Annotated in this window: 26 protein-coding genes and 3 pseudogenes; 5 read left to right on the plus strand and 24 right to left on the minus strand. The window is 68.5% G+C overall.

Annotated features, from left to right (window positions below; genetic code table 11):
- Positions 1-806: 806 nt before the first annotated feature.
- The 6 genes and pseudogenes from ACFWW8_RS15440 to ACFWW8_RS15465 all read right to left on the minus strand — a co-directional run bounded on the left by ACFWW8_RS15440 (position 807) and on the right by ACFWW8_RS15465 (position 4,366).
- Positions 807-1,130 (minus strand): tetratricopeptide repeat protein, encoded by a 324-nt coding sequence (locus ACFWW8_RS15440; RefSeq protein WP_386528623.1) that lies wholly within the window; start codon positions 1,128-1,130, stop codon positions 807-809.
- A 46-nt stretch (positions 1,131-1,176) separates the two neighbouring features.
- Positions 1,177-1,743: pseudogene (locus ACFWW8_RS15445) on the minus strand (transposase family protein); the annotation flags it as partial.
- 57 nt (positions 1,744-1,800) lie between these two features.
- On the minus strand, positions 1,801-2,211 hold the full coding sequence (locus ACFWW8_RS15450; RefSeq protein WP_386528625.1) for a DUF4259 domain-containing protein: 411 nt from the start codon (positions 2,209-2,211) through the stop codon (positions 1,801-1,803).
- Between the two features lie 237 nt (positions 2,212-2,448).
- Positions 2,449-2,850, minus strand: a complete 402-nt coding sequence (locus ACFWW8_RS15455) for a hypothetical protein (protein WP_386528628.1) — start codon at positions 2,848-2,850, stop codon at positions 2,449-2,451.
- Positions 2,847-3,695, minus strand: a pseudogene (locus ACFWW8_RS15460) (IS5 family transposase). The gene ACFWW8_RS15455 and the pseudogene ACFWW8_RS15460 overlap by 4 nt, the downstream one beginning before the upstream one ends.
- Positions 3,696-3,841: 146 nt before the next feature.
- Positions 3,842-4,366, minus strand: a complete 525-nt coding sequence (locus tag ACFWW8_RS15465) for a hypothetical protein (protein WP_386528630.1) — start codon at positions 4,364-4,366, stop codon at positions 3,842-3,844.
- 560 nt (positions 4,367-4,926) lie between these two features.
- On the opposite strand from ACFWW8_RS15465, the gene ACFWW8_RS15470 reads away from it, so the two are divergent.
- Complete coding sequence (locus ACFWW8_RS15470) at positions 4,927-6,093, plus strand: alanine--tRNA ligase-related protein (RefSeq protein WP_386528632.1); 1,167 nt, start codon at positions 4,927-4,929, stop codon at positions 6,091-6,093.
- A gap of 91 nt (positions 6,094-6,184) precedes the next feature.
- Here ACFWW8_RS15470 and ACFWW8_RS15475 read toward each other — a convergent pair whose 3' ends face one another.
- Positions 6,185-6,562, minus strand: a complete 378-nt coding sequence (locus ACFWW8_RS15475) for a hypothetical protein (RefSeq protein ID WP_386528635.1) — start codon at positions 6,560-6,562, stop codon at positions 6,185-6,187.
- Positions 6,559-7,065: a GGDEF domain-containing protein gene (locus ACFWW8_RS15480; RefSeq protein ID WP_386528991.1), complete on the minus strand. Its 507-nt coding sequence runs from the start codon at positions 7,063-7,065 to the stop codon at positions 6,559-6,561. Before ACFWW8_RS15480 ends, ACFWW8_RS15475 begins: the two co-directional genes overlap by 4 nt.
- A gap of 274 nt (positions 7,066-7,339) precedes the next feature.
- On the opposite strand from ACFWW8_RS15480, the gene ACFWW8_RS15485 reads away from it, so the two are divergent.
- Entirely contained in the window at positions 7,340-7,858 is a 519-nt protein-coding gene (locus ACFWW8_RS15485) for a hypothetical protein (RefSeq protein WP_386528637.1), read from the plus strand.
- A gap of 149 nt (positions 7,859-8,007) precedes the next feature.
- On the opposite strand, the gene ACFWW8_RS15490 is transcribed toward ACFWW8_RS15485, so the two are convergent.
- The 12 genes and pseudogenes from ACFWW8_RS15490 to ACFWW8_RS15545 all read right to left on the minus strand — a co-directional run bounded on the left by ACFWW8_RS15490 (position 8,008) and on the right by ACFWW8_RS15545 (position 19,046).
- On the minus strand, positions 8,008-8,661 hold the full coding sequence (locus ACFWW8_RS15490) for a hypothetical protein (protein ID WP_386528640.1): 654 nt from the start codon (positions 8,659-8,661) through the stop codon (positions 8,008-8,010).
- Positions 8,658-9,278, minus strand: a complete 621-nt coding sequence (locus ACFWW8_RS15495) for a hypothetical protein (protein WP_386528994.1) — start codon at positions 9,276-9,278, stop codon at positions 8,658-8,660. Before ACFWW8_RS15495 ends, ACFWW8_RS15490 begins: the two co-directional genes overlap by 4 nt.
- A gap of 81 nt (positions 9,279-9,359) precedes the next feature.
- Positions 9,360-9,488 (minus strand): hypothetical protein, encoded by a 129-nt coding sequence (locus ACFWW8_RS15500; RefSeq protein ID WP_386528642.1) that lies wholly within the window; start codon positions 9,486-9,488, stop codon positions 9,360-9,362.
- Positions 9,460-9,981 (minus strand): annotated as a pseudogene (locus ACFWW8_RS15505) (class I SAM-dependent methyltransferase); the annotation flags it as partial. The gene ACFWW8_RS15500 and the pseudogene ACFWW8_RS15505, both read right to left, overlap by 29 nt.
- Positions 9,982-10,035: 54 nt before the next feature.
- Complete coding sequence (locus ACFWW8_RS15510; protein WP_386528645.1) at positions 10,036-10,851, minus strand: ABC transporter ATP-binding protein; 816 nt, start codon at positions 10,849-10,851, stop codon at positions 10,036-10,038.
- Positions 10,851-11,879 (minus strand): FecCD family ABC transporter permease, encoded by a 1,029-nt coding sequence (locus tag ACFWW8_RS15515; RefSeq protein WP_386528996.1) that lies wholly within the window; start codon positions 11,877-11,879, stop codon positions 10,851-10,853. The genes ACFWW8_RS15510 and ACFWW8_RS15515 overlap by 1 nt, the downstream gene beginning before the upstream one ends.
- Positions 11,880-11,960: 81 nt before the next feature.
- On the minus strand, positions 11,961-12,965 hold the full coding sequence (locus tag ACFWW8_RS15520; protein ID WP_386528647.1) for an ABC transporter substrate-binding protein: 1,005 nt from the start codon (positions 12,963-12,965) through the stop codon (positions 11,961-11,963).
- A 184-nt stretch (positions 12,966-13,149) separates the two neighbouring features.
- Positions 13,150-14,118 (minus strand): PLP-dependent cysteine synthase family protein, encoded by a 969-nt coding sequence (locus ACFWW8_RS15525; RefSeq protein WP_386528998.1) that lies wholly within the window; start codon positions 14,116-14,118, stop codon positions 13,150-13,152.
- An 11-nt stretch (positions 14,119-14,129) separates the two neighbouring features.
- Complete coding sequence (gene hisC / locus ACFWW8_RS15530) at positions 14,130-15,221, minus strand: histidinol-phosphate transaminase (RefSeq protein WP_386528650.1); 1,092 nt, start codon at positions 15,219-15,221, stop codon at positions 14,130-14,132.
- A gap of 47 nt (positions 15,222-15,268) precedes the next feature.
- Entirely contained in the window at positions 15,269-16,702 is a 1,434-nt protein-coding gene (locus ACFWW8_RS15535) for an MATE family efflux transporter (protein WP_386528653.1), read from the minus strand.
- Positions 16,699-17,679 carry an ornithine cyclodeaminase gene (locus tag ACFWW8_RS15540; RefSeq protein WP_386528656.1) on the minus strand — a complete coding sequence of 327 codons (981 nt, stop codon included), beginning with the start codon at positions 17,677-17,679 and terminating at the stop codon, positions 16,699-16,701. The genes ACFWW8_RS15535 and ACFWW8_RS15540 overlap by 4 nt, the downstream gene beginning before the upstream one ends.
- Positions 17,680-17,729: 50 nt before the next feature.
- A complete protein-coding gene (locus ACFWW8_RS15545; protein WP_386528659.1) occupies positions 17,730-19,046 on the minus strand; it encodes an alanine racemase in 1,317 nt (438 codons plus the stop codon).
- Between the two features lie 339 nt (positions 19,047-19,385).
- Here ACFWW8_RS15545 and ACFWW8_RS15550 point away from each other — a divergent pair, with 339 nt between their 5' ends.
- The gene (locus ACFWW8_RS15550; RefSeq protein ID WP_386528661.1) at positions 19,386-19,565 is read left to right on the plus strand and encodes a hypothetical protein; all 180 of its coding nucleotides are present in this window, start codon (positions 19,386-19,388) and stop codon (positions 19,563-19,565) included.
- Positions 19,566-19,781: 216 nt separating this feature from the next.
- Here the strand turns inward: ACFWW8_RS15550 and ACFWW8_RS15555 are convergent, their stop codons facing one another.
- On the minus strand, positions 19,782-20,675 hold the full coding sequence (locus ACFWW8_RS15555) for a DUF4437 domain-containing protein (protein ID WP_386528664.1): 894 nt from the start codon (positions 20,673-20,675) through the stop codon (positions 19,782-19,784).
- Between the two features lie 78 nt (positions 20,676-20,753).
- Here ACFWW8_RS15555 and ACFWW8_RS15560 point away from each other — a divergent pair, with 78 nt between their 5' ends.
- Both ACFWW8_RS15560 and ACFWW8_RS15565 read left to right on the plus strand, forming a co-directional pair.
- Positions 20,754-21,308 carry a TetR/AcrR family transcriptional regulator gene (locus ACFWW8_RS15560; protein WP_386528666.1) on the plus strand — a complete coding sequence of 185 codons (555 nt, stop codon included), beginning with the start codon at positions 20,754-20,756 and terminating at the stop codon, positions 21,306-21,308.
- 104 nt (positions 21,309-21,412) lie between these two features.
- Positions 21,413-23,509 (plus strand): MMPL family transporter, encoded by a 2,097-nt coding sequence (locus tag ACFWW8_RS15565; RefSeq protein WP_386528669.1) that lies wholly within the window; start codon positions 21,413-21,415, stop codon positions 23,507-23,509.
- A 13-nt stretch (positions 23,510-23,522) separates the two neighbouring features.
- On the opposite strand, the gene ACFWW8_RS15570 is transcribed toward ACFWW8_RS15565, so the two are convergent.
- The 3 genes from ACFWW8_RS15570 to ACFWW8_RS15580 all read right to left on the minus strand — a co-directional run bounded on the left by ACFWW8_RS15570 (position 23,523) and on the right by ACFWW8_RS15580 (position 25,956).
- Complete coding sequence (locus ACFWW8_RS15570; protein ID WP_386528672.1) at positions 23,523-24,029, minus strand: MarR family winged helix-turn-helix transcriptional regulator; 507 nt, start codon at positions 24,027-24,029, stop codon at positions 23,523-23,525.
- A gap of 70 nt (positions 24,030-24,099) precedes the next feature.
- Positions 24,100-25,104 carry an alpha/beta hydrolase gene (locus ACFWW8_RS15575; protein ID WP_386528675.1) on the minus strand — a complete coding sequence of 335 codons (1,005 nt, stop codon included), beginning with the start codon at positions 25,102-25,104 and terminating at the stop codon, positions 24,100-24,102.
- Positions 25,105-25,311: 207 nt separating this feature from the next.
- A complete protein-coding gene (locus ACFWW8_RS15580) occupies positions 25,312-25,956 on the minus strand; it encodes a TetR/AcrR family transcriptional regulator (protein ID WP_386528678.1) in 645 nt (214 codons plus the stop codon).
- Between the last annotated feature and the right edge of the window lie 91 nt (positions 25,957-26,047).

A 26,047-nucleotide genomic window follows, 5' to 3' on the forward strand; every position in this document is an offset into this window, starting at 1 on the left:
CGGGCGCCGTGAGACCACCACGACGGCCGCCTTCCTCGTCCGCGCCGGTCGCGTCACCGGAGGCATCGTGACCGCGCCCGTCTGCAGAACCCCAGCCCTGCTCAGGGCGCGCGCCGGCACCGGCAGCCTTCCCGGAAACGACCCACTGGCCCACGGCCAAGACGGCCTGCTCAGTACCGGCTAGAACAGCCATGACGAGAGCGACGACAAAGACAAGCGAACGCGTGACGCGCACGGAGATCCCCCACAAGAACGATCAAGAGGGGGCCATTCCTATCCAGAAACCCGAGCCGCACACAAGGGTCACCTAACACGCCGTCAAGTGATCCGGGCGGAATATCGGCACAGTAAATCCAGCTAAGTCAATATTAATTGACGCTCTATCCCAAACCCTCAGCAGGTGAATTGTGATAATGATCACGTGCACCCGGTGGAGCTCTTACCCCCGAGCCACGGGTCCGGGAGGAGGCCCGTGATCGACCGACCGCCAGCTGTGGCGCAGCACGGTTGCCATTACCACAGCGGCGGGTGCCCAGCAGCAGCGACTGCGTGTCCCCCCGGCTCTCACAGGGCAAGGCCGACGGCGCCCAGCCCCACCCGTATGGCGCCGAGGCCACGCTCGTTGCTGCGCTCCGGACGCTGGGCGCTGTCGCGGGCCCGGCCCGGGGCACCGGAATCCAGCGGTCGGCGACGGTTCCCTCTTCGCCGCAGATAACAGGTCCCCACCGGGTCGGAGAACGACGGCGTTTTCCGGGGTCGCGGATCAGCGGAGTACAGATAACAGGGCAGTTATCTGCGGCAGGAATTCACGATCCTGCATCGGATTCGCCCGTGTCGGTTTCAACCCTCGTTGCCGCCAGGTTCGCCCGGGCGGTCACGGTGTTGGGGTGGTCGGGGCCCAGCAACCGCTCGAAGTCGGCCACCGCCTGCTCCAGGATGACGATGGCCTCCGCCGTCCGCCCCGCCTGCCCGTACGAGGCCGCCAGGTTCGCCCGGGCGGTCACAGTGTCGGGGTGGTCGGGGCCCAGCAACCGCTCGAAGTCGGCCACCGCCTGCTCCAGCAGGAGGATGACCTCCGCCGTCCGCCCCGCCTGCCAGTACGAAGTAGCCAGGTTCGCCCGGGCGGTCACAGTGTCGGGGTGATCGAGGCCCAGCAACCCCTGTGGCGACCGTGCTGGTCTCTCGGTCCGGCAGGACATCCACCGGCCGGGAGGACTCGACGTCGACGAGGACGGTTCCGTAAGTCCGGCCTTTGCGGAACGCGAACTCGTCGATTCCAAGTATCCGCGGAGCCCGGGTCGGCACGGGCTGAGCGGTCAACTGCCCCAAGAGCGCCGTCCGTCGGCCGTGGATCCATAGCTTCTCGCACAGACGTTGGCCAGGGCGGCCACCGAGCTCAACAGCGATCGATCTCATCGCCGACCGGGCCGCCGTCGACGTACGCCGTCTCGGCTCGGTCAGGCCGGCCACCTGTTCCACGTATGTCCGGCACTGGCTCTGGTCACAGAAGAACCGACGCACCCGGAGACGGACGACCATCTGCCGCCCGCTGGCAGGCAGCCCGGCGATGTGACGCCAGTAGCGGCTGTGCACGCGTGCCGCGGGATGCTGACACAGGGGACATGGTCCCGGCGGTCCGCAGCATGCCGCGTCGACTATCACGTTGCCATCCGCGACCGTGACCTGGCGCACTACGACGTTCAGACCCGGGAAAAGGACGTCTCGAAGCGATTCCGTCTCCATGACCACGTCATCCCCTGGAGGAACAATCGTGCAGTCCGGTCCTTCGAGCGCCTGTCGTCAGGGGGCTACGTACAGTGCGCGAGTGATCGTCTGGACCATCGCTCGCCACTCCTCCGCATCAGTGCCATCGACCCAGCCGTCGGCCATCTCTGAGCCGTCCTCCAGAACACGACGAAGCGCCCTGCCGGCCTCAGGCCGGAGCGAGATCGGCAAGACGGGCAACGGCTCAGCCGGGCCGTCATCAGGATCGATCACTACCTGGCTGCCCGGAATCTGGCACGCGATGAGGGCAGCAGCGGCAATGGCTTCGGCCCCATCGCCGCCGTCCACGCGCGAGCCGGAGGCCACCACCCTCTGGAAGGTCCTCGTCATCGCCTCGATGACCTGCTCAGTCGACATCCCCGCAAGCCCGTCGACGAAATCTGCGGCCATATCGCTGTCGAACGGACCGGTCCCCCACGTTCCCATGCACTACTCCCACCATCCGGACTCGGTGACGCCAGCATCTCAGCACGCTCTGACACCGCGGAGCATCGGCACCTGGCAACGCCCGCCTGCTGGCACCCACCCCCGCGGATGACGTAGGCGTCACGGAAGCGCGGTCAGAACCCTTGTTTTGGCACTTCTGAGAGGGTGGTTCGCGAGGTGATGTCCCTTTCTGGATGAGACTGGGGAAAGGCCGCTGGTCACCGTGCTTGTCGGCTACTACTTCCTGGTGAAGCTGCCGACGTCGGCCTCGGTGAGGATGCCGAGCTTGACCAGGCGTTTCAGCTTGGCGCGGGTGCCTTCGATGTTCTTCGGCAGCAGTTCGTGGTTAAGGGCTTCGCAGACATCGCGCGCCCGGAGGGGGCCGGTGGCCTGGTTGAAGACAGCGAGGATTCGGGGATAGTCCGGGTGCTCGGGCAGGTCGGGTGAGTCGGCCTGGGCGGGGATCCGGTCAGCGAGGGCGGTGACGGTCTTCCGTGTGATCGCAAGGTGTTCGAGGTGTGTCTCTGCCTCACGTAGTCGGCCGTGCAGTTCGTCGATCTGGGTGCGGAGGTCGTCGGCCAGGGCCCGGGCGGCGGCCTCCTGCAGGCCGAGCGCGTCGAGGAGGGGCTCGACGTTCACGCTGCCACCGCCCGCGCATCGCGCCAGGCGGGTGTGTTCGCGCCGGTGAGGCGGCGGGCCATGACGTGGGTCATGGCCCAGTAGACGCGGGAGGCGGACGAGGCCGGGCGGTACTCATAGTCACGGACCAGACGCCGGTGCAGTATCAGGACCCCGTAGGTCTGCTCGACCCTCCAACGCTTTGGCTGCGAAACGAACCCGCTCTACTGCGGGTTGCGTACGACGATCTCGACATTGATGCCCGGGCCGGCTCCATGCGCGACGACCTGGTTCTTGAAGCCCTGATCCACCAGCGCCTTCTCAACCGTGCCGCCAGCGTTCACGGCGACCTGGTCCAGCAGGGCAACGCCCGCGGCGTTGTCGTGAGTGTTCGCGGCCAGCACGATGACGGCGATGACCAGCCCGAGCACGTCCACGGCCAACCCCCGCTTGCGGCCCGGCACCCTCTTCGCCGGATCCCGGCCGGTCGTGGAGGCGGGGACCCCGGCGGCCGCGTGGACACTCTGGGTGTCCAGGACCACCAGGGTCGGGTCCTCTAATCGGCGGGCCTTCTCACGGACCTGGCAGCGCAGGAGCTCGTGGATGACCTGGTCGGTCCCGTCGTCCCGCCAGGCGGCGAAGTAGTAGTACGTCGCGCTCTTCGGCGGCAGATCGTGCGGTAGGTAGGCCCACTGGCAGCCCGTCCGACCCTGGTAGAGGATCGCGTTCACGATCTCCCGCATCGCGTAGGCGCCCTGGTGGCCGCTGACCGAGCGGTGCCGGCCCTTCCACGCCGTGATCACCGGCTCGATCAGAGCCCACTGCGCGTCGGATAAGTCGCTGGGGTAAGGCTTGCGTTCACTCACATCATCACACCACCAGACGCGCGCCTGCGGGCCAGCCGTTTCCGCCCCGCGCCCACACCATCAGGCGACGACAGAGCCACTCAAAACTCATGAACCGCCCGCTGAGAGGCACCGGAGACACCGTCCCATTCCTGTGCCCTGACCTGTCAGCCGGTGGTGAACTCCGCGCCACCCTTTCCGAACAAACGCGTCAGCCCTGTCGGGTTCCGGTCGAATTCTCCAGTGAGGAGCTGCAGCAGGAATTCCGTCATGGTGCAGTCGTAGACCGTCCACTCACCGCCGTGCGTATAGACAGTCACAGGCCACGTGTCGGCTTCGTCGCTGCTTGTGATCCAGCCCAGCACGTCCGCTTCGACCGTCTCCCCCCACACCATGATGTCCGCCGGGCCATAGAGCTCGGCGTGCAACGGGTCGTTCCACTCGTCGACCTCCGGCAGGTCGAGAACATCCGCCGGAAGCCTTGAGGTGTGACGCGAAGGAAGGTGCGGATCCATACTCGGGGCGAAGACGGCCAGCATCCCGTCGATTTCACCGCTGCTGTAGACGGACAGGAAGTCCCTGTAGTCGGACGGGAATCGGGTGCCGTACGCCGCCACGATGTCGTCCCAGTCGATCAGGATACCCGTACTCGACGACTGCATGAGGTGTCGAAGTCGCTCAAGGGCGGTCATGATCTCTCTCATTTTTCGTAGTCCAGCCAGTCGTGGCCTTCCCCCTCCAGGCTTCCATCCCGTCACCTCCATCTGTGCGTCGGATAAGTCGCTGGGGTAGGACTTGCGTTCACTCACATCATCCCACCACCAGACGAGTGCCTACGGACCGGCCGATTCCGCCAAGACCCACACCATCAGGCAACGACAGAGCCGCTCAAAAACTCACGAACCGTCCTCTGAGCATCGGAGGTGGCGAGGCAGCTTCACCGCTATCGAGTTCCGGCCGTCTGCCTGGCGGGACCTGCGCGGGCCAGACGTTCTGGCGGAAAATTCGTGTGACTCAAAGGACTGGGCGCGTTACTGTCACCCGCATGAACGTCACCGGCCGAAGCATCATCGCGACCGCGCGAGCGACCAGCTCGCCGGTTGCCGTCGTCTGACCTTCTCCCTTTCCCACCGGCGACCGGAAACGGCCCGTCGGTGGTCCCGTGGCGTTCTTGGCTTCTTGCCCCGGCACGATGACCAGCGTGGTCCGTTATCCGGTGCCTTCCCCGCTGTGACGCGAAGGAGCCACCCTCATGAACACGGAGACCATTGTCCGCACGTTCGTCGAGTACTTCGAGGAGCGTGATCACCACCGGATCACCGGTTCGACGCTGCTGCCACCCCCTGGCGACTCGGTGCTGTTCACCACCTCCGGCATGCATCCGCTCACCCCGTATCTGGAGGGGCGCCCCCATCCGCTGGGCCAGCGACTGGTCAATGTGCAGCGCTGTCTGCGCACCACGGATCTGGAGGAGGTCGGCGATGCCACCCATCTGACTGTCTTCGAGATGCTCGGCACCTGGTCGCTGGGCGACTACGAGGGCTCACTAAGTCTCGACTGGGGGTACAAGCTGCTCACCGATGGACTGGGGGTCGATCCGGGCTTGCTGCATGCCACCGTCTATGGCGGCGATGACCAGATCGGGCTAGACACTGCTTCCCAGCAGTTGTGGCAGGACCTCGGCGTTCCCGTCGAGCTCACCGTGGAGGACAACTGGTGGTCCAACGGACCGGTCGGCCCGTGCGGCCCCGACTCGGAGATCTTTCTGTGGAGCGGTGACACCCCACCCCAGTCGACACCCACACGCGACGACCGCTGGGTAGAGGTCTGGAACCACGTGATGATGCGCCATCGTCGACTCGAGGACGGTTCCCTTGTGCCGCTTCCCCAACGCAACGTCGACACTGGGCTCGGCCTGGAGCGGCTGGCCTCTCTGCTGCAGGGCAAGTCGTCAGTGTTCGAGTGTGACGTCTTCGACCCCTGGCGCCGTACCGTGCCGGCTCTGTGGCCACTTGACGAACCGTCGCTGCGCCTGGTCTACGACCACCTGCGCTCAGCCATCGTGGTACTCGGCGACGGAGTGCGGCCGGCCAACACTGGACGGGGCTACGTGCTCCGCCGCCTGCTGCGACGAGTGCTCACCGTTCTGCGGCGGGACGATCCGTCGCGCGGTCTCGGAGACCTGCCGGACGAGTTGGTTTCACACACCCTGGACCACTTCCGCCAGGAAGTAGATCCCAGCGACGTGCGCCGACTGCTGCTCGAGGAGGAGTGCCGGTTCAGTCGGCTACTTGAACGAGGTCGGCAGGTGCTTGCCCGATCCCGGTTCCAAGGCCCGCTGAAGGATGAGGACTTCCAGTACCTCCACGACACCCACGGTCTGCCTCGCGATCTAATCACAAGCCTGCGGCAGGAGTGATGGCGGGGACCAGCGGGTGCAGACCAAGATGAAGGAACCGGCCTTACGGCCCGACCTTATGGGCTGCGACGCGATTTCTGAGCTGAGCGCTTCACCTGACGGATGGTGCCAACGGGAGGGGCTCCGACAGCTCCTGGACTTCGGCGAGCACCAGGTGCCAGGCACCCGGGTGCGCCCACTGCGAGCAGAGCGGTGCTCCCTCGGGTCCTGGTGGCAGTCGGTGATCCGGGGCGATGCCGACGACCGCGCCGGTGACCAGCTGGCGGTCGCGGATCGTGCGGCCAGTCAGCGGGACGCGCAGGGCGCCCTGGTCGGTGGTCTTGCTCGTGTGCAGCAGCGCCCAGCCGGTCCGCCACCGGCCGGGCCTGTTCTCCACCGTCTTTGCACCGGCGAGGAGGCAGGCCGCGTACGGCTGCCGGATGCTGATTCCGCGGATCCAGTCGCCCTCGGGCAGGGGCGCGGGGCTCATGTTGCTCGCCCCCACACGGCCGTCCCCGGCCTGCCCGCCCGGCGCCCGTTGATGGACGGCACCGTGACGTGCTGCCTGGTCGCCAGGACCGCCCGGCCGGGGTGCTTGCCGTCGTAGAGGGCGGCATCGGCAGCCCTCTGCAACACGGTCAGGTCGCGGGAGCCGACCGAGGCCGGCGCCGCGGCGCCGACCGAGGCGGCGACGTCGACGGTACGGCCGTCGTCCAGGGTGACCGGGGTGTGCAGCATCCGGACCAGCTGTGCGAGGCGCTGTTCACGGCGGTCGGCGGTCAGCTCCAGGACCACGGCGAACTCATCGCCCCCGAGCCTGCCGACGGACGCGCGCGGGCCCGCCCACGCGGCGAGCCGGGCGCCGATCGACGCGAGGACGGTGTCCCCGGCCGCGTGGCCCATGCCGTCATTGATCTGCTTGAAGTGGTCGGCGTCGGAAGCGCGCGGGTTCCCGGAATCCTGAACGTTGGTAAGCCGGAACCTGCATGCCAGCTGATGGCTGCGGCGGTCCCACGCGCGGGTTCCGGGCTAGCTGACGGGACATGGTGAGCGAAGCCCGGTTCTGCTAGGAGGATCGGGAAGACCACAGCTGATCTGAAAGACGCATCCCGCCTGGGACTTCGGCTTCGACGACGGCGACGAACTCACCTGGCGACTGCCCTGACAGGCTGCTCTGTACGATCACCGAATACTGGGCGCTGGTCCGCCTGTCCTGTGCGGAAATCAGCAAGGGGTGCCCTGTCCGGATAGTTGAGGGAGTTGGCGGGTGTCCGCTTTGGACTTCTACGCTCACGTCGCCGTTTGCGGTGAGGTTCTGGGAGTTGGCCTCGGTGCCGACCCGGAAGCCTGGGAAGCCGCCCTGGGGGCGACATGCCTCGATGTTCCCGGTGGTGGCCTACTGCGGCGGGACTACGGGCTCGTGGAAATCAACTTCTCGCCGGACCAGCCAGGGCGGCAAGGGCAGATGTCGTGCTTCGGCTTCGGCGTGAAGATCCAACGACTGCTGTACGACCAGTCCCCGAGCACCGTGCCGTCCCCGCTCTCGCGGGCGTACGGGGAATTTGCACCCAGAGTCCCCTCCAAGGAACTGCAGACCGCCATCCTGGCCCTGGGCCACACGATCGAACTCGACAAGCACAACACGTCGAGTGACATGGACTGCTTTCGCGTATCCGCGTCCGCCGCCCGCATCCACGTCGTCGCTGACCCTGCCCCGTACGGGTCAGGCGACCCAGATCCAGACGGACATCAGAGGGGCGACGTCTGGTCCGTCGACGTGTGGTGACCAGCTGGCGACCTCCCAGCAGTGTCCGTGATATCTCTTCGCTACGAGGAGCGCCGGGCAACGATCACCTGCGCGGCGGGCAACGATCTGAAGAGCGCACCACCCAGCTGATCAGCCACACTCAAGCCCCCCGTGCCGCATCCAACCGGCTAGCCCGCAGGCCAATGTGGGTTCGGCGTGCCGTCATCGCTCATGTGCGCCCGTCGCCAGATTTCGTTCCAGTGGAACGGGGTCTCCGGCACGAACCGGTGCCGCTGCCCGCACGGACATGGCGCCAGCGCCCGCGCGCACCCACGGCACAGCTCGACCCAACCGTGCCCGGTCGAGCTCAGCACTCGTGGTCCCTCATCCCCACAAGCCGGGCAGCCGGGCGGATCAGCACCGTCCATAATCGCGTTCTGCCGCCGGACGTACTCGGACAGACGCAGCGACGGGTGGCGAAACGGGTCTTCGAACCAGGCCCGGTCGGGGCTTTCCCACCAACTCTGCAGCCACCACGGCCGAGGGTTCGGTCCAGCCCGCCGCCCAGCCTGCTTCTCAGCCCGGCGCTGCGCTGCGTACTCGTCTGCCCGCACGAGCCACAGCACCCGCGCCTCGTGCAGTTCCTCCACCGCCCGCGCCAGCGCGTCCGGGTCCGCCTCCAACCGACGGGGGATCGCCGCGCTGAGCGTGAGGTGGTGGTATGTCGCCCGCAAGCCGTAGGGAGCAAAAACGGTGAGGCAAGTGCGCAACGCGCTGTGCCGCCGGTGGAGGGGGAGCCGGGCGTCGTGCACGCGAGCTCGGTGGGTCACGAAGCTGGTCATGGTGTGGGCACCAGGTCCAGTGCCCGTGCCAGGGCGGCAGTGACGGCGGCGGCGTGTGCCGGCAGGTGTTGTTCAGCCCAGGTTTCGGCAAGGCTGAGGAAGTCCTGCAAATCCTGCTGGGCGCCGGTGACGAGCGTGCCTATCTGGTCTACCGACAGCTCGATCACCGGGCTGCTGTCCGTCTCGTGGGCGTCGAGCGTCAGCCGGACGATGTCGCCAAGACGTTCAGCCGTCGAGGACGGATCGTGGCCGAAGTAGGCGCAGCCGGTGCCGTTGAGCACCTCCAGCCAGTCGCGCCAGGTCTCCAAGCCGTTGCAGCAGCCCGGCTCGACGAAGACGATGTCGGTGGCGTTGTCGGTCACCCGGAAGCCGCCGGCGGCGAACAAGTCAGGCATGGTGAGCAAGCCGTGCAGGAAGGCGCCGAGCGGGTCGGTCGGGCACGGCCCGTGCTCCTCCTCCGGCTCGAAGTCGTTGCAGTCGGCGATCTGCATAACCGCCGTGCCGACCTCCGCCGGAGTGAGCTCCCCGTTCAGCAGGAGGTAGCCATATGACTCGTGCTCGCGAACAGGCCAGAGCGCGAAGTCGTCGGCTGCGGAGATCTCCAGAACGGGTTGCATCACAATCACATGGGGATGATGCCGGACCCACTGCCACACCGCCACGGGCTTTCAGCTGGCATCGGGCTCGGAGCAGGCCCACTACCTGGGCAGTTTCGCGGTGCGCTCCGGGCAGGCGGCGCTGACATAGCGCATGGCAGTCTGCGCGGTGATCCCGAAAAGCCGCATCAGCTTGAGGGGATCACCAGTGGCAAACGCCTCGTTGAGCATGCGGTCCTGCCGCAGGCCGACGAGGGTGACGTTCTTGGGGAGGGTCCTGCGAAGCAATGTTCTGCTGACTACCGATGATCCGGGTCGAGGGCAGTCGTCTGGCTGACGAGAAGGTTGGGGTTCGTCGATGCCGGCCAGCGGTGGTGGCGATAGGCCAGCCACTCGCTGGCGAGTCGGTGGGTGAATTCTCCAGGCCGGGCCGGCCGATGCCGGTGTCCTCGGGCAGGAAGCGGAGGAAGAAGTCGATCTCGGTGACGGCCAGGAGACCACCCGGCCGCAGCCGCTCGAAGGCCTGCGCCGGGGTGGGGGCGGGTTCGGTCACGTGGTGCGGGAAGGCGGCCGCCCAGATCAGGTCGTACGGCCGGCCCTTCCCGGTGTGCGGCCACGGCCCGTCCAAGTCCGCCTCCAGCGTGCTGATCCGGTAGGCGACACCGTGCGCGGCTGCCCGCCTGGTCAGGCGGTGCGGCATCTGCGGGGAGATCTCGAGACCCGTTGATCTCGAGACCCGTCCCGGGGCCGCTTAACGCCTACGTACGGGAACGAGGCCCTACGGGGCGTGGGGTTGCGCCGCTCGTGCGGCAGTCGTTCGCGTGGCCGTGGCGGCCAGGTAGGTGATGCGGAGGGCGCCGGTGGTGTGTTCGCGGTCGACGAGCACGTTGACGCCGTAGACCGACTGGATCAGGTCCGGGGTCAACACGGCCTCCGGGGTCCCCGCCGCGGCGACCTGGCCGCCGTTGAGGACGACGATGTGGTCGCAGTACCGGGCGGCGAGGTTGAGGTCGTGCAGGGCGACGACGCAGGTGACGTCCAGTGATGTCAACAGGTCGAGGAGTTCGAGCTGGTGGCGGATGTCGAGGTGGTTGGTGGGTTCGTCGAGGAGGATCTCCTGGGGTTCCTGCGCGAGGGCGCGGGCGAGTTGGGTGCGCTGTTTCTCCCCTCCGGAGAGGGTGTGCCAGCTCTGGTGTTGCTTGTCGGTGATGTCGGTGCGGTCCAGCGCGGCGTCGACGATCCGCCGATCGCGCTCGGTCAGCGCGTCGAAGCGGCCGCGGAAGGGCGTGCGGCCGAGTTCCACGACCTGGCGGACGCTGACGTGATGGTGGGCGGACACGTCCTGTTCGACGACGGCGAGCCGTCGGGCCAGCACCCTGCGGCCGAGGTCGTCCAGGCTGCTGTCGTCGTAGCGGATGGTTCCGGTGTCCGGGCGCCGCAGTCCGGCGACCAGGCGCAGCAGTGTCGACTTGCCCGAGCCGTTGGGGCCGAGGAGGCCGACGGTGGTTCCGTCGTTGGCCGCCATCTCGATGGTGTCCAGCAACTGGTGGCCTTTGACCGACCAGGAGAGCTGGGAGGTGGTGATGCGGCCCATCAGGACTCCAGACGCTTCAGGATCAGCGCGAAGGCGGGCGCGCCGAGAAGTGCGGTGATGACGCCGGCGGGCAGTTCGTGGGGCGAGAACGCTGTCCGCGCGAACGCGTCCACCCAGATGAGGAAGATGGCGCCGACGATCGCGGACAGGGGAAGCAGGGTGCGGTGCGTCGGGGTTGTCAGGATGCGGACGGCATGGGGGATGAGCAGTCCGATGAAGCCGATCGCACCGGAGGCGGCCACGGCGGCCGCCGTGATGACCGAGGTCAGCACCATCAGCCAGATGCGCGCCGCGGTGACGTTGATCCCCAGGGCGGCGGCGGAGTCCCACCCGAACGTGAAGGCATCGAGGGCGGGCGCGAAGAACTGGACGGCGACCACTCCGGTCAGGATGATCACGACGGTGACGGTCACCCCTTCCCACCGGGCGCCGCCGAGGGTGCCGAGCAGCCAGTAGGTGAAGCCCCGGGTGGAGTTCGCGTCCCCGCTGACCATGAGGATGACCGAGGTGACCGCGGCGAAGAACTGGGACACGAGTACACCGGTGAGCACCACTCGGGAAGGACTGGCGACCCGCCCTCCGCCGAGCAGGAGCAGCAGCAGGCCGAAGGAGACCAGGCCGCCGACGAAGGCTCCGGTCGACAGGGAGATGCTCCCACCGATGCCCAGCAGGAGCACGGCGACCGCGCCGGTGGAGGCGCCGGAGGAGACTCCCAGCAGGTAGGGGTCGGCCAGGGGATTCCTGGTGACCGCTTGCAGGACCGTGCCCGAGACCGCCAGGGCCATGCCGACGGCGGCGGCCAGCAGCACCCGCGGGAAGCGCGACTCCCAGATCAGTGCGTCCAGCAGCCCCGGCAGGGGCGGGGTGGGGGCGACACTCCCCAGACCGACATGCCGGAGGATCGTGGAGACGACGTCCAGGGGCCGGATGTCCGCGCTCCCGAACAGCGATGCGGCCACGACCGACACCAGCAGTCCGGCCACGGCCAGGAGGAAGAGCGCCACCGTCGGGATGCGCCGCCGGCGCACCGGAACGGTCGCACGGCTGGTGATCGCGTTTCCGGTGGGCGCGGGGGTCTTGTGCGAAGTAGTCGTCATGATGGTTGGCGGTCAGCCGAGCCTGTTCAGGCCGTCGACCAGCGCGGGAACCACGGACGCGCTGCCGTAGCCGGGATCCATGTGGGAGCCGGGAATGGAGATGAACCGGTCGCCCTTCACCGCGCTGAGCTTGCTGGTGAGCGGGTCCTTCTTGAGCAGGTCGATCTTCTCCTTGGCGGTGTCGTTGGGTTCGCCACGGGTCAGGTCGGCCAGGATGATGACGTCGGGATTCCGGGCGGCGACCTCGTCCCAGCTCACCTCGGCCCACTTGGTCTTCGCGTCGGCGAAGATGTTCTGGACACCCACGAGGTCCGAGATGTGCTGCGGCAGACCACCGGGGCCCGCTGCCCACGGAGTCCCCTCGTAGGTGGAGTAGAACCACATCACCTTCAGCGGAGCGTCCCGCTTCTTGACGGCGCCCAACGCCTTGTCGACCACGGCCTGCTGTTCGGTCGCCAGCTTCTCTCCGGCGGCGGGCACGCCCATGATCTTGCCCAGTCGTCGGTACTCCTCGTGCATCATCTCGAACTTCGCCCCCGCCACGCTCTCGTGGGACGAGCAGTCGAACTCGGTCAGGTAGGTCGGCACGCCCAGGTCGTGCAACTGCTTCCGGTCGCCGGACTGCTCCGCGGTGAACATGCTCGCGAAGGAGCCGTAGACGAAGTCCGGCTGCGCTTCCAGCAGCTTCTCGTGCTTGATCTCCTGCCCGGGCGCGGACAGGAGCGGAATCTTCTTGTACTGCTCGGCGATCGCGTCCGGCGTCTTCTCGATCTCGTAGCCCGACCCGACGATCCGGTCACCCACGCCCAGGTGGATGAGGATCTCGGCGGCGGTCTGGTTCAGGGTGACGACCTTCTTCGGCGCGGCTTTGTACGTCACCTCGGTGCCGCAGTTCCTGAGGGTGAACGGGTAGGCCGTCGTCGCGCCCGTCCCCGTCGTCGTTGCCCGCTCGCCGGCATCGGTAGCGGCGTCGGACGTGCACCCCGCGGCTGCGAGCACCGCCAGGGCCGTCACCATTATGGTTATCGTTTTCGTTTTCATTAGCAGGAAGGTACCAGTTCGTAGGCGAGGGAAGAAGGGTTCTGGCAGCTCAGGCGGACCGCCTGGCGGAGCCTGTCGAAGGACACGTCAGGGAGGGACGGCGCTTCGGTGGGATTGACCGGATGCGCCAGGCGTTCTGGCCGTTCGGTCGGGTCGGGCGTTACCGCAGCATCGCGGCGAGCCGGTGGACGACATGAGCGTCGAACACGTCGTTGGCCGCCATCCAGTCGTCGTTGAACACGGTGTCCAGGTACTTGTCGCCGCCGTCGCAGACCAGGACGACGATGGTGGTCTCAGGCCCCGCGCTCTGCGCCTGCTCCAGGGCCTTGTAGACCACGCCGCCCGCCGAACCGCCGATCAGGATGCCGAAGTTCCTGGCCAGGTAGCGGCAGGTCTCGAAAGCCTCCGAGTCACTGGCCTTGACCCCCTTGTCGATCAGTTCGTAGTCGACGACGCCGCCGATCTCCGAGCCTTCGGGCGTGCCGGTGCCGGACTGGTGATAGGGCGCGCCCTTGCCGCCGAAGACGACGGATCCCACCGGCTCGACGCCGATGATCTTCAGGTCCGGGATGCGTTCGCGCAGGACTCGGCCGGTTCCGCAGAGCGAACCACCGGTGCCGACGGCCCCGTACAGGTAGTGGATGTCGTCGCCCAGGTCGTCGTGCAGTTCGCGGGCGAGCGGCCGATAGCCGTTGGGGTTCCCCTGATTGCGGTGTTGCGCGGTCCAGTACGCGCCGTGATCGGCCGCGAGTCGCTCGGCCACGGTGTCGCGTTCGGCGGTGGCGAGGCCCTCCTCGTCTCCGGCGACGTTGAGTATGTCGGCGCCGTAGGCGAGCATGCCGCGCAGTTTGTCCGTGCTGGAGTGGTTGTCCACCACGGCGGTGAACTTGTATCCGCGTTCGGCGGCGATGAGGGCCAGGCCGAGTCCGGTGTTGCCGGAGGTGGACTCGACCAGCCACCCGCCAGGGGTGAGCAGCCCCGCCGCCTCCGCCTCGTCCACCATGTTCCTGGCCATCCGGATCTTGGCGGTGCCGGTGGGGTTGTACTGCTCCATCTTGAGCAGGACGGTTGCCCCGCCTTCCCCAGCGTGCAGCTTGAGCAGGGGCGTTCGCCCTATCAGGTCGGACATCTTGCTTCGGATCACGGCTTGTCCTTCGCGCAGATCTGCGTCAGGCACCGCACGAAGACGTCGTTGTCTCCGGGGGTCGACAGTGAGGCTCGGATGTAGTTCTCGTATCCCGGCTCGCGCCACGCCTTGACGATGATTCCGGCGCGGTGCAGCTCCTGGGCGACCCGGTCGGCTCGGCGGCCGGTGTCGATGAAGAGGAAGTTGGTCGAGGACGGGACCACGCGCAGTCCCGCGCCGCGCAGCCGGTCGGTGACCCTGGCGATCTCCAGAGCGGTCCGGCGGACCGCGTTCGCCAGGTGCGCTCGGTCGCCCAGCGCGGCGATGGCCGCGACCTGGGCCGGCTGATTGACGTTGTACGGAGTGCGAACCCGGTCCAGTGCCTGGATCAGGACGGAGTCGGAGGCGATGCCGTACCCCACCCGCACCCCCGCCAGGCCGTAGGCCTTGGAGAAGGTGCGCAGCACGATCCACGGCCTGTCCAGGCCGCGCAGGGCCTCCAGAGCGTCGGGGTACTCGGGGTTGGGCCGGGCGAACTCGCCGTATGCCTCGTCGAGCACCAGCAGGGCCGACTTCGGAGTTGCGGCCACGACGTGCTCCAGTTGGCCGGCGCTGAGCATCGCGCCGGTGGGGTTGCACGGATTGGCGAGAAAGACGAGTTTCGGGCCTGCGGCCAGAGCCTCACGCCAGGCGTCCGCGTCGAACCCGAAGTCGGTCGTGACCGGGACCTTTTCGACCCGGGCACCCATGACGCGGGGGAAGATCTCGTGCAGGCTGAACCCCGGCGCCTGGGTGACCACCAGGTCACCGGGGTCGAGTACGGCCTGGCACAGCAGTTCCAGGATGTTCTCCGAGCCGTTGCCGAGCACGACTCGCTCGGCGGGCACGTCCAGGCTCTTCCCGATGGCCTCGGCCAGCCGTTTGCCGGTGGGGTCGGGGTAGCGGGAGACGCCGTCGGCCAGGCTCAGGCGCACGGCTTCGGCGACCTCCGGCGAGATACCGAACGGGCTCTCGTTGTTGGAGAGTTTGACTACGCGTCGGGAGCCACTGAGGGTGGCCACCTCGTCCGGGTCGGCGCCGGGATCGTAGAGGGGCAGGCCTGCCACTTCCCTGCGTATCAAGGAGGCCGAAGTGGCACGTGCGAGGGCATGGTTCATGACGACTCCGGTTCTGGGACGGGTGCGCTGGACGTCGCTCGGTGAAGCCGGTCGACGCGGCGCAGGAAGGCGACCAGCAGGATGACGGCGGTGGCCGCGAGGCCGATGGTCTGGCCGATCCAGACGCCCTCGACCCCCCAGTGGGCACTCACCCCGAGCAGGTAGCCCGCGGGCAGCCCGATCAGCCAGTACCCGACCAGGGAGATCCGGAACGGCCCGGCGGTGTCGCCGATGCCGCGCAGGATGCCGTTGCCGATGTTCTGCACGGCGTCGAAGACCTGCATGAGGGCGGCGATCAGCAGTCCGGTCACGGCCAGGGCGACGATGTCCGAGTCGCCGGCGTGCTCGGCCGAGATGAACAAGGACACGATCGGGGTGGGGATCGCCAGGTACACGACGGCGACCACCAGCGTCGCGATCACGCCCCAGCCGGTGCCGAGGAGCCCCATCCTGCGTGCGGTCACGTAGTCGCCCGCGCCGTCGGCCTCGCTGATGTGTATCGACGCCGCGTGCGACAGACCGGCGGAGATCATGAAGACGATGTAGACGATCTGGTTCAGCACCGTCTGCGCGGCCAGGGCGTCGACACCGAGGGAGCCGATGACCAGCGTGAGCACACTGAAGAACCCGGCCTCCGAGGCGTAGGTACCCGATATCGGCAGGCCCAGGCGCCAGACCGAACGCACCGCGTCCCCGTTCCAGCGCCATGCGTCGGGCGAGGTGAGGTACGGGCGCAGGACGCTGTCGCGCAGGATCACCGCGCCGAACGCCAGGAAGGACAACAGGAACACCGTGACGGTGGCGATCGCGACGCCGACGAATCCGAATGCGGGCAGACCGAACTTGCCGTAGATCAAAACGTAGTTCAGGCCGATGGTCGCGCCGATCGAGGCCAGCGTGATGGCCAGGAGCGGGCCGGGTCGCTTGAGCCCGGTGGTGACGTGCCGCAGGTTCTGGAACCACAGGCAGGGCAGCATGCCCGGCGCCAGGACCGTCAGGAACTCGCCGGCCTTGTCGACCACCGCCGGGTCCTGGCCCAGCAGGACAAGCAGCGGGCCGATGAGCCACAGGGCCGCGCAGAACACCACACCGCACACGGTCGCCCAGAAGAATCCCGCGAAAAGCAGCGTGGCGACGCGTTCGCGGTCGCCCCGCACCCGCGCCTCGGCCACCAGGTTGCCGACTCCGGTGACCAGGCCTGTGCCGGTGGTACGCAGTTGGTTGAACAGTGCGAGGGCCAGACCGGCGGCGGCGATCTCGACCGCGCCGAGCCTGCCCAGCATCACGATGTCCACCGTGGTCAGCGCGACATAGGCGAAGTTGGTCAGGATCAACGGCAACGCGAGCGTGAGCAGCGTCCGCGAGTTCATGACCCACCAGCCGACGCCGGTCTCTGTCGTGCCGGTTGTGCCGGTCGTTTTGGTACTCACCAGAATCCAACCTTTTCCCCGCGCCCGCCCGCCAGCGCGAGATCGGCCACGTACCGGCCCAGCGCGGCGTCGGTGACCGCCATACCGCTGTTGTAGGCGAAGACCACGTCGTCCGGATGGCGGCGGGCGGGTGCACGGCCGAGCAGGATGTCCGGCAGTTGGGCGTCCACCGACGGCGGGCTTCCGTCCTCGCCCCGCAGGTCGTCGCAGGTGGCGTGCATCTGGGCGGTATCGGTGGCGATCCGGTAGTCCGCGCCGTGGCACACGTCGGCGTGCACGCCGTACCCGAGGAGTACCGCGACCGAGCCCGGCTTCATCCAGTCGCGCCGGACCTCCTGCGTGACGGACAGGCCGGCGGCGCCGATCACGATGTCCGCCTCACCGGCGGCCTCCCGGAGATCCTTGACGATCTCGACCTCACGGCCGTCAACGCTGTTCTGGACGGCGCGCAGACCGTCGGGGTAGCTGCCGAACACCTGCAACCGCTCCAACTTCGGCAAGGCCTCGAGCAGCATCGGCAGTGCAGCCTGCCCCTGGACACCGGTGCCGACGACCAGGGCGCTTCGTGCGTCGGGGCAGGCCTCCCGTGCGAACAGCGCCGTGGTGGCGGAGGACCGCAAGGGTCCGAGCTTCACCACGTCCATCAGCGCGATGGGTGCCCCGGTGGTGTCGTCGACGAGGAAGACGAACGAGTGGAACCGGTAGCTGTCCCGGTTGCGGCGGGGGTCGAACTCGTAGACCGCCTTGAAGCAGACGGTGCCGGTACCGGCGTCCCTGGCCACCATCGAATAGCTGAGGGAGCGGTGGTCGGGGTCGGCGATGATCGTCTTGACCGGGTTGTTCGAGCCGCCGCCGCGCAACGCGCGGTAGGCCTGCTCGACTACCGCAATCACCTGTCGACGGTCGAGGTCCAGTCCTTCTTGCTGGGACTGCGGCAACAAGCACAACTGCCCGGGTGGGACGTGGTTCTGTGACATGCGAGGCTTCTCCTTCGTCGGTGGTCGCATGGGATTCGTTCGAGGTCGCATCAGATTCCGTCCAGTCGCCAGCGCGGCGGGGCCCCGTCGTCACCGAGCCGGAGAACGGCCTTCAGCGGCAGTGCGGCGTCATGGAACGGTGACTCGTTGGAGTCCATCTGGTAGCCGGCGGTGTTGAGGTAGACCAGGTGGTCACCGCGCCGCACGGGCCGCGGGAAGCCGATCTTCCGCCAGGTCACCAGGTCGCTTTCCAGGCAGGTCGAGCCTGCGACGCAGGCGGGGAACATCTGGTCGACGGTGGGCTGGGCGGACATCAGCAGCGGGTCGGGAAGAAAGTCACTGTTGAACCACTGTTCGGAGAGACTGAAACTACTGCCCGCGACGGTGACGATCGCGTACCCGTCGCTGTCCCGTCGGTCGTCGACCTGCTGTACGCGGTACATGGTGAATCCGGCCTGGTCCAGCAGGGCCCGGCCGGGCTCGACGACGAACCGGATGTCGTTGCGTCCCGCCTTCGCCGACAGGCTCTCGCCACCGTCGACCGGGTGCGCCATGATCGCGCGCACCGACTGGGCCGCGTACTGCCCGCCGTACGGATAGAAGTCCTTGAAGTCCTTGCCCGCGTGGTAATGGGACGGTTCGTTCTGCTCGAGGAACTCGTCCCAGAGCCGGGGCTCGACATAGCGAACCGGCAACCCGCCGCCGATGTCGACCAGTTCCGCGGAGGGCGATCCCCGCCGCCTGGCGTCGAGGCAGTGCTCGATCATCTCGTTGGCCGCCGTCGCACGTTCCGCCGCGGAATAGCCGTTCAGGTGGAAGGAGAATCCCCGGAGGCTGATGCTGGCGGTGAGTTCCGCGCACAGACTGACAGCGGCCCCACGCTCGGCGGCGGACAGCCCGAAGCGGCTTCCCGGTTGGCCGCTCGTGCGTGACCGCAGCAGCACGGTGGCCTGCCGCCGTGCGAGCCGTGCGGTTGCCGCGAGCCGGCGGAGTTCGCTGATCGAGTCGACGGCGATCATGCAGCCGTGCTGAACGGCGAGAGCATGCAGCGTGTCGTCCTTCTCCGGACCGGATATTCCGATCCGGTGACCGGGGACGCCGCCGGCCAGGGCCTTGACCAGTTCGGGGGCGCTGGCCACGTCCACTCCGACCCCGAGGCCAGCGGCCGAAGTGACATAACAGTCAGCCTTGTTCGCCTTTTTGGCAAACAGGATGTCGGCCGTTGCTCCCGCCTCGGCGAACGCCCGGCGGAGTCTGCGGACGTTCTCCTCGAAGATCTCGGGCAGCACGACATGCAGCGGCGACCCCAGACCGTCCAGAAGGTCGGCCAGCAGGACACGGTGATCCGCCAGCAGCGTGGAGACCATGGGATGTCGGAGTGCGGGGAGCGCGAAGGGCCGGACTCCGGCCATCGGGCGCGCCGGCGACTGTCGTGAGATGGGCACCCCGTACTTCTATACGACCATGACACTCATTTTCAATAGCGGCCCGAGGGCAGTGTCGCGCAGCGGGGTGTGCAAAGTAGGAAATGTCCATGCTTCAGTGGCCTGGATCGCCAGACCCAGCGAGCTTTGACGTAAGAATCAACACAGGCGCCGTGGGCCCGGAGGGGCGAGCAGCGGATGTCGGCCGGGGCGAACTTGCTGGGCCTCGCACCAAGACCGTCCCGCAGGAACAGGAACCAGGTCAGCCGGAGGACACCGAGCATGAGGCCGAAGACCCGCCGCGCGGCGAGCCCGCCGATGAACGCCCCGTTCCTGAAGAGGGACAGGGCCACGAGCGCCGAGTCGGGTCTTGTCCCGCTGCTGGAACACGAAGAGGGCCGGCATCACGTGGAGCCCCACGAGGAGATCGACCGCTCACCACGGCTGCGACGCCGAGGGTGAGGACTGCGAGCCGTGGGGCGGGAGTTCATGACGTGCTTCTCTTCCCGGAGACTCCCCTCGGAAGTCTGTGCGGAGCCCTCCGCCGTCCGGTGCGAAACGGATTCACGTACAAGAGGAAGACCAGAGGCTCCCGTGGCGGGACGACCGCACGCGACGAAGTAGTCGGCGGACACCGATCGCCGCGCCCGGCCTGCCCGACGCCGTCAGGAGGGGCGCTCACTGGTAGGACGGGTCCTCCCACGGGCCGATGCTGCGGGAGCGGACCGGTTCGACGAAGCGCGGCGCAACGCTGTGCGGGTGGCCGGGCCCCCAGTTGGTGGCCTGACCCTCCATGACCACGCGAGCATCGGTGGTGTACCAGTCCACGAGATCGCTGTCGGACCGGACGATCCAGGTGCAGCCCTGCTCCGCGTCGGCTGTGAAGTCGCCGTGGCGGATGAGGGCCGGCCGCCAGAAGTAGGTGCCCGGCCACATCCTGCCGTAGTTGTAGTCGAAGGCGCCGTCGAGGCAGTACGCCTCCTCCGTGCACGGATGGTGCGCGAGCGGCTCCTCGCGCCAGCCGGGCTTGGCCTTGATCAACCTGCTGTAGGAGCCGGTCTTGCGGTCACGGCTCAGCATTTTGATGTACAAGCCGGGGACCGGGGTTCCGCCGAGGTCGAAGCGCATCGGACTGCCGTCACGCACGTCGAGCCAGGGCAGTTCCGAGGTCTGGAGGACGACCAGCTTCAGGTCGGCGCGCAGGCCCTCCCGGTCGGCGTCCGCGAGGTCGAAGTGCCAGCCTCCGTGCTCGCGGAACAGCAGGATCTCCGTACCGGAGGTGGCCGTGAGAGCCGGGGTGTGGACTCCGGCCGGGGCCGCCCAGAAACCCTCCGGACCGAGGACGCTGTCCCCGACGGTCACTTGGCCGGACAGGACGTACCACTCGGTGTCCGCGTGGTGCACGCCGGCGGGCCGCGACCAGTCCGTGGTGAAACGGACCTTCAGCGACGCGGAGCCGTCCTCCTCGTCGTAGCTGAGGTTGCGCTGCTCGGCGCTTCCCGCCGCATGCTCGAACTCTCCCGTGTGCCAGATCAGATCACGCTCGTCGACGAGCTCCACGTGCGGCCGCATGACGGCTCCCTCCGAATCGGGTTTCCGATACGGAATGTAGCGCTAACCTAAATGCGATACAAGATGTACCGTCAATGGGTGACTCTGCCTGGCCGCCCCGCGGGGCCCTCCTCCGAGACCGAGGCCGTCGTCCTGACCGCCGCCCTGGAGCTCCTGCTCAACGAGGGCGTGGCATCGCTTTCCGCGCAGCGACTGCACGCCGCGACCGGGGTCTCGCGCTCGACCATCTACCGGCACTGGCCCACCCCCCGCGACGTACTGGCCGCGCTGATCCGGGTCGCTCCACACCGCCCGACCTCGCCCGGCGAAGAGGCCGGGCCCGATCTCCACGCCGAGGTGGACGCGCTGTGCGACCGCCTGCGCGACAAGCCCGTCGACGGCTTCCTCCACGCCATCGTCGCGGGCGCGGCATGGGACGCCACGCTGGCCGACCTGCGGCGCCAGTACGTGGAGGACCTGATGACACCCTTCCGGACCGCCTTGGCTCGCACCGGGCTCACGGACACGATGCTGGAAGACGCCGTCTCCGCGATCGTCTCGCCGCTCCTGCTCGACGCCCTGCTGCTGGACCGGCCCGCGGCCCGCGAGCGCGCCCACCGGACAGTCGACACCATCCTGGACGGCCTGCGGTAGAGAGCTTGGGGGCCGTCGCCGGGGGGTGCCGCCGAGGGGGTGGCCGCCACCAGCTATCTTCAGCATCAAGATATACAACCATCAAGGTATGTACCAGGAGCACCATGTCCCCCTCTCCCCGACTGGCTCGATGGCTCGTGCCCGCCCTCCTCCTCGTGGCGTGGCTCGGAATCGGCGGCACGCTGGGCCCGTACGCCGGCAAGCTGGGCGAGGTCGCCACGAACGACCAGGCGGCCTTCCTGCCGCGGAGCGCCGAATCCACCAAGGTGGTCAAGGAGCAGGGCGCCTTCCGCCAGGAGGAGACCCTGCCCGCGATCGTGATCTGGACCCGTACCGGGGACGGTCCGGCGACCGCAGCCCAGGAAGAGCGGGCGGCGGCCGTGCTCGCCCCGTTGCGGGACCGGCCGGAATCCGCCGGCGCCCCCTCCCCCGTACTGCGCTCGAAGGACGGCAAGGCCCTGCAGGCGGTGGTGCCGCTGCGAACGGACCTGGAGGAGGCCCTGCCGGAGGCCGTCAACCGGATCCGTGACGCGGCCGCGGCGATCGACGGCACCACGGTGCAGGTGACCGGGCCGGCCGCCACCCAGGCGGACCTGTCCGAGGCGTTCGCCGGGATCGACGGGCTGCTGCTCGGGGTGGCGCTCGCCACCGTCCTGATCATCCTGCTGCTCGTGTACCGCAGCGTGCTGCTGCCGCTGCTGATCATCCTCGGTGCCGTGTTCGCGCTGGGTGCGGCCTGTGCCGTCGTCTACGCGCTGGCCGGCCACGACCTGGTGCGGGTCGACGGCCAGGTCCAGGGGATCCTGTCGATCCTGGTGATCGGCGCCGCCACCGACTACGCCCTGCTGCTGACCGCCCGCTTCCGCGAGGAGCTCGAACAGGCGGACGAGGCCCACGGCGGTGACCGGTTCCGGGCCATGCGGGCCGCGCTCCGCCGCTCGGCGGGCCCCATCGTGGGCAGTGCCGGCACGGTGGCGCTGGGTCTGCTCGCCCTGTTCCTCAGCGATCTGACCAACAACCGGGCCTTGGGCCCGGTCGGTGCGATCGGCATCGTCTGCGCGGTGTTCAGCGCTCTGACCTTCCTGCCCGCCGCGTTGGTCCTGCTGGGGCGGAAGGCCTACTGGCCGGCCAAGGTGCGGACCCGGGACGCCTCCAAGGGCGTGTGGGCGCGGACGGCCGCGCTCGTCGAGCGGGCGCCGCGCAAGGTGTGGGCCCTGTCGCTGGCCGCGCTGGTCGCCTGCTCGGCCTTCGCGCCGACCCTGCACTCGGGCGGGGTGCCGTTGGACGAGATCTTCGTGAACGAGGCGCCCTCGGTGACCGGGCAGCAGGAGCTGGGGCGGCACTTCCCCGGTGGCGCGGGCAACCCCGCCGTGGTCATCGCGGACGCCGACCGGCTGGACGCCGTCCGGACAGCCGTCGAGCGGACCCCCGGGGTCGCCTCGGTCTCGGTGGCGAACGACAGGAACGCACCCGGCGAGACCCCCCTGGTCGCGGACGGGCGGGTACGGATCGACGCCACCCTGGACGCGTCGGCGGACACCGCCGAGGCCAAGAAGACGGTGGCCCGGCTGCGCACCGCGGTGCACGCGGTCCCGGACGCGCAGGCCCTGGTGGGTGGCTACACGGCGCAGGCGTACGACACCCAGCGGACCGCCGAGCGGGACCGGACGCTGATCGTCCCGGTGGTGCTGGGCATCATCCTGCTCATCCTGATCGGGCTGCTCCGCTCGCTGGTGATGCCGCTGCTGCTGGTCGCGACGGTGGCGCTGAACTTCTTCGCCACGCTGGGTGTTTCGGCCCTGGTCTTCCGGCACGTCTTCGGGTTCAGCGGCACGGATTCCTCGGTCCCGCTGTACGGGTTCGTGTTCCTGGTGGCGCTGGGCGTCGACTACAACATCTTCCTGATGTCGCGGGTACGGGAGGAGTCCCTGCGCCACGGCGTCCGGGAAGGGGTGACGCGGGGGCTGACCGCGACCGGCGGGGTGATCACTTCGGCGGGTGTGGTCCTGGCGGCCACCTTCGCCGCGCTCGGGGTGATTCCGCTGGCCTTCCTGGTGCAGATCGCGTTCATCGTGGCCTTCGGCGTACTGATGGACACGCTGCTGGTGCGTTCCCTGCTGGTGCCTGCGCTGGTGATGGACATCGGGCCCAAGGCGTGGTGGCCGGGGCGGCTGAGCCGGACCTCGAAGACGGACGCCTGACCCGCCGGTCGGATCAGGTTGCCGGGGGCTGCTCGGCGGTGGTGAACTCCTCGCCGAGCAGGTCCAGGAATCGCAGGGCGGCCGCCGCGTCGGCCTCGCCGGCCCGCTCCAGGGCCCGCTGGGTGGCCCGGGCCAGCACCCGGAAGTGCTCGGAGGCCAGCGCGCGGGCAGTCGGTTCGTAGTGGAGGTGGACGACGCGCCGGTCCGCGGAGTCGCGGACCCGGCGTACGTGTCCCGCCTTCTCCAGCCGGTCCAGGCAGGCGGTGACGGAGCCCGAGGTGAGGGCCAGGTGCTGGCCGAGCCGTCCCGGTGTCAGGGGGGCCGGCGCGTCCAGGATGGCGGCGAGCGCCCGGATGTCTGTGGCGTGCAGGCCGTGTTCGCCGGCGAAGCGGTGGATCAGCGCGTTCATCTCACCGTTGACACGGCGCAGGTGCCGGGCCATGGCCATCAGCCGCGCGTCCGCGGGGCCCGGCCGCGCCGTGCGGGATGCGCCCTCGTCGTGCCGGTCGGCTGCTTCCACCTGCACAGACTAACGCGGACGGTGCCCGCCCCCCGGTCGGCGCCGGGGGACGGGCACCGGGCCGGCGCCGTCAGGTCCCGCTGAGGGTCTGGATGGTGCCGGCCCCGCGGAGGGACTCGTACAGGCTGCCGCCCGGACGGTGCGTGGCGGTGACGGTGCCGTTCACCGCGTCAGTGGCCCAGGTCTTGGCGAACTCCTGGAGGACGGCGACGTTGGCGTCCTGCGGCGCACCGTTGATCGCGGTGCACAGGGCGTTGGTGCTGGCGCCCTCGGCGTCGCAGTGCGAGCCGGTGGTGAGCCGGATGCCGAGGAAGTCCCGCTTCACGTCGGTGGTCAGTTCCCTGGTGCCCGAAGCCTGTCCGTTGGCGGCGTAGGGCGGCGAGGAGATGGCGTGGATGGGCAGGGTGGTGTTGTTCAGGCCGTTGAGGGCGTTGGCCATGTTGAGCCCGGTGAAGGAGTTGACGGGGTCGAGGAGCACCACCCCCGAGAGGCGGTTGAACGCCGCCGGGTAGGTGGTGCGGAGCCGGTTGGCGACATGGCTGACGGCCTCGCCGCCGGCGGAGTGTCCGGAGAACACGAACTTGGCGGGCAGCTGCAGGCCCGGGCGGCCGGCCTTGCGGGCGGCCTCGGAGAAGCTGCGGCCGAACTTGTCGTTCGGGTCGGACGCCTTGCCGAAGAGGTCGGCGATGTTGTTCAGGTACGGGGTGTTGTTCCCGAGGTTGGAGATGGTGCAGCCGAAGAGGTCGGCGGACGGCAGGGTGGGCGCGAAGACGATGAATCCGGCGGAGGCGTACTGGCGGGCCAGGTCGTCGAAGTTGCCCTTGTTCCGGCTGAATCCGTGCTGGAGCCAGACGGTGCCCTTGGGCGTGGTGGAGGGGAAGTACCAGTCGGCCGGGCTGTCGTAGATCAGGAACGCACAACGGATGTCGGTGTCGTGGGACACCTTGGTGACGCCGGCGGGTGCCTGCTGCCCGGCGGAGACGGGTGAGGCGGCCGCGAAGATCGCGGCGGCGGAGAGGACTGCGGCGACGAGGGGACGCGGGAGGGACGTACGTCTGTGCGAGGTCTCGCTCATGGGGGCTCCCGAGGGGGATGCGGCGTGAGACCGCGGTGTCGGCGACCGGCCTGGCATAGGCCGGGCTGTTTCCATTAGCGGAACTTTGTTTCTCCAACGCCCTTATTTGGCCCCAGCAGGAACACCACGTCAAGCGTTGTGACGTGGTGGGTTCGCCCGCTCTTCGCGCGCCCGTTCCGGGCCTGGCGCAGCGGTGGTGACGGAGGGTCAGTGGGCGCGGAAGCCGCTGAGGACAGGGCGCACCAGGCGCTCGATGGCGGTGCGGCGGGCCTCGCGGTCACCCTCGGGGGGTGCGACGGGGCCGGCGACGGCCGGGAAGAGCGGGGCGAGCGCCAGGTGCGGGAGCAGCAGGATCAGCAGGGAGAGGAGCGCGTCGAGGTCGGCCTCTGCGTCCAGGTCCCCGGCGGTGACGGCGCGTTCGAGCAGCGGTCGGAGGCCCGCCAGGTAGAGGTGCTGGACGGGTTCCAGTACAGCCCGGCGGACCACGGGGTCGAGTTCCATGGTGGTCGCCGCGGTCACTCCGCGTTCCAGCGGATGGGTTTCGAAGTAGGACACCCAGGCGTCCATGGCGTTGACCAGATGGGACTCGAAGGGCTCGGCTCCGTCGTAGGAGTCGAGCCAGGGCCGCATGGCCTCGTAGATCCGCAGGGAGGTCTGCTCCGCCACGTAGGTGAAGAGGTCGAGCTTTCCGGAGAAGTACTGGAAGAGGGAGCCCTTGGCGACATCGGCCCGGCGGGCGATGACGTTGAGGCTGCCGGTGGAGTAGCCGTGGGTGCCGAACTCGTCCATCGCGGCGACCAGGACCCGCTCGCGCCGCTCGGGCGGGAGGTGGGTCCAGGTGGTGGTGGGCATCGGCTCTCTCCGCGGCGACCGGGCGGCCGGGTGACCGCCCGGTCATGGTCGGGCGGTACCCGGCCGCTTGTCAACGCGCGGGCCGGTGCGG

The organism is Streptomyces sp. NPDC058701 (assembly GCF_042715295.1).
GTDB lineage: Bacteria > Actinomycetota > Actinomycetes > Streptomycetales > Streptomycetaceae > Streptomyces.

Excerpts from the sequence above, each read along its gene's own strand:
- ACFWW8_RS15550 (WP_386528661.1), top strand. The coding sequence starts at position 19,386 with ATGAGGCCGAAGACCCGCCGCGCGGCGAGCCCGCCGATGAACGCCCCG.
- ACFWW8_RS15565 (WP_386528669.1), top strand. The coding sequence starts at position 21,413 with ATGTCCCCCTCTCCCCGACTGGCTCGATGGCTCGTGCCCGCCCTCCTC.
- ACFWW8_RS15555 (WP_386528664.1), bottom strand. The coding sequence starts at position 20,675 with ATGCGGCCGCACGTGGAGCTCGTCGACGAGCGTGATCTGATCTGGCAC.
- ACFWW8_RS15520 (WP_386528647.1), bottom strand. The coding sequence starts at position 12,965 with ATGGTGACGGCCCTGGCGGTGCTCGCAGCCGCGGGGTGCACGTCCGAC.
- ACFWW8_RS15475 (WP_386528635.1), bottom strand. The coding sequence starts at position 6,562 with ATGAGCCCCGCGCCCCTGCCCGAGGGCGACTGGATCCGCGGAATCAGC.
- ACFWW8_RS15500 (WP_386528642.1), bottom strand. The coding sequence starts at position 9,488 with ATGCTCAACGAGGCGTTTGCCACTGGTGATCCCCTCAAGCTGATGCGG.
- ACFWW8_RS15465 (WP_386528630.1), bottom strand. The coding sequence starts at position 4,366 with ATGACCGCCCTTGAGCGACTTCGACACCTCATGCAGTCGTCGAGTACG.
- ACFWW8_RS15470 (WP_386528632.1), top strand. The coding sequence starts at position 4,927 with ATGAACACGGAGACCATTGTCCGCACGTTCGTCGAGTACTTCGAGGAG.
- ACFWW8_RS15575 (WP_386528675.1), bottom strand. The coding sequence starts at position 25,104 with ATGAGCGAGACCTCGCACAGACGTACGTCCCTCCCGCGTCCCCTCGTC.
- ACFWW8_RS15545 (WP_386528659.1), bottom strand. The coding sequence starts at position 19,046 with ATGGTCTCCACGCTGCTGGCGGATCACCGTGTCCTGCTGGCCGACCTT.
- ACFWW8_RS15510 (WP_386528645.1), bottom strand. The coding sequence starts at position 10,851 with ATGGGCCGCATCACCACCTCCCAGCTCTCCTGGTCGGTCAAAGGCCAC.
- ACFWW8_RS15495 (WP_386528994.1), bottom strand. The coding sequence starts at position 9,278 with ATGCAACCCGTTCTGGAGATCTCCGCAGCCGACGACTTCGCGCTCTGG.
- ACFWW8_RS15450 (WP_386528625.1), bottom strand. The coding sequence starts at position 2,211 with ATGGGAACGTGGGGGACCGGTCCGTTCGACAGCGATATGGCCGCAGAT.
- ACFWW8_RS15540 (WP_386528656.1), bottom strand. The coding sequence starts at position 17,679 with ATGTCACAGAACCACGTCCCACCCGGGCAGTTGTGCTTGTTGCCGCAG.
- ACFWW8_RS15525 (WP_386528998.1), bottom strand. The coding sequence starts at position 14,118 with ATGTCCGACCTGATAGGGCGAACGCCCCTGCTCAAGCTGCACGCTGGG.
- ACFWW8_RS15580 (WP_386528678.1), bottom strand. The coding sequence starts at position 25,956 with ATGCCCACCACCACCTGGACCCACCTCCCGCCCGAGCGGCGCGAGCGG.
- ACFWW8_RS15490 (WP_386528640.1), bottom strand. The coding sequence starts at position 8,661 with ATGACCAGCTTCGTGACCCACCGAGCTCGCGTGCACGACGCCCGGCTC.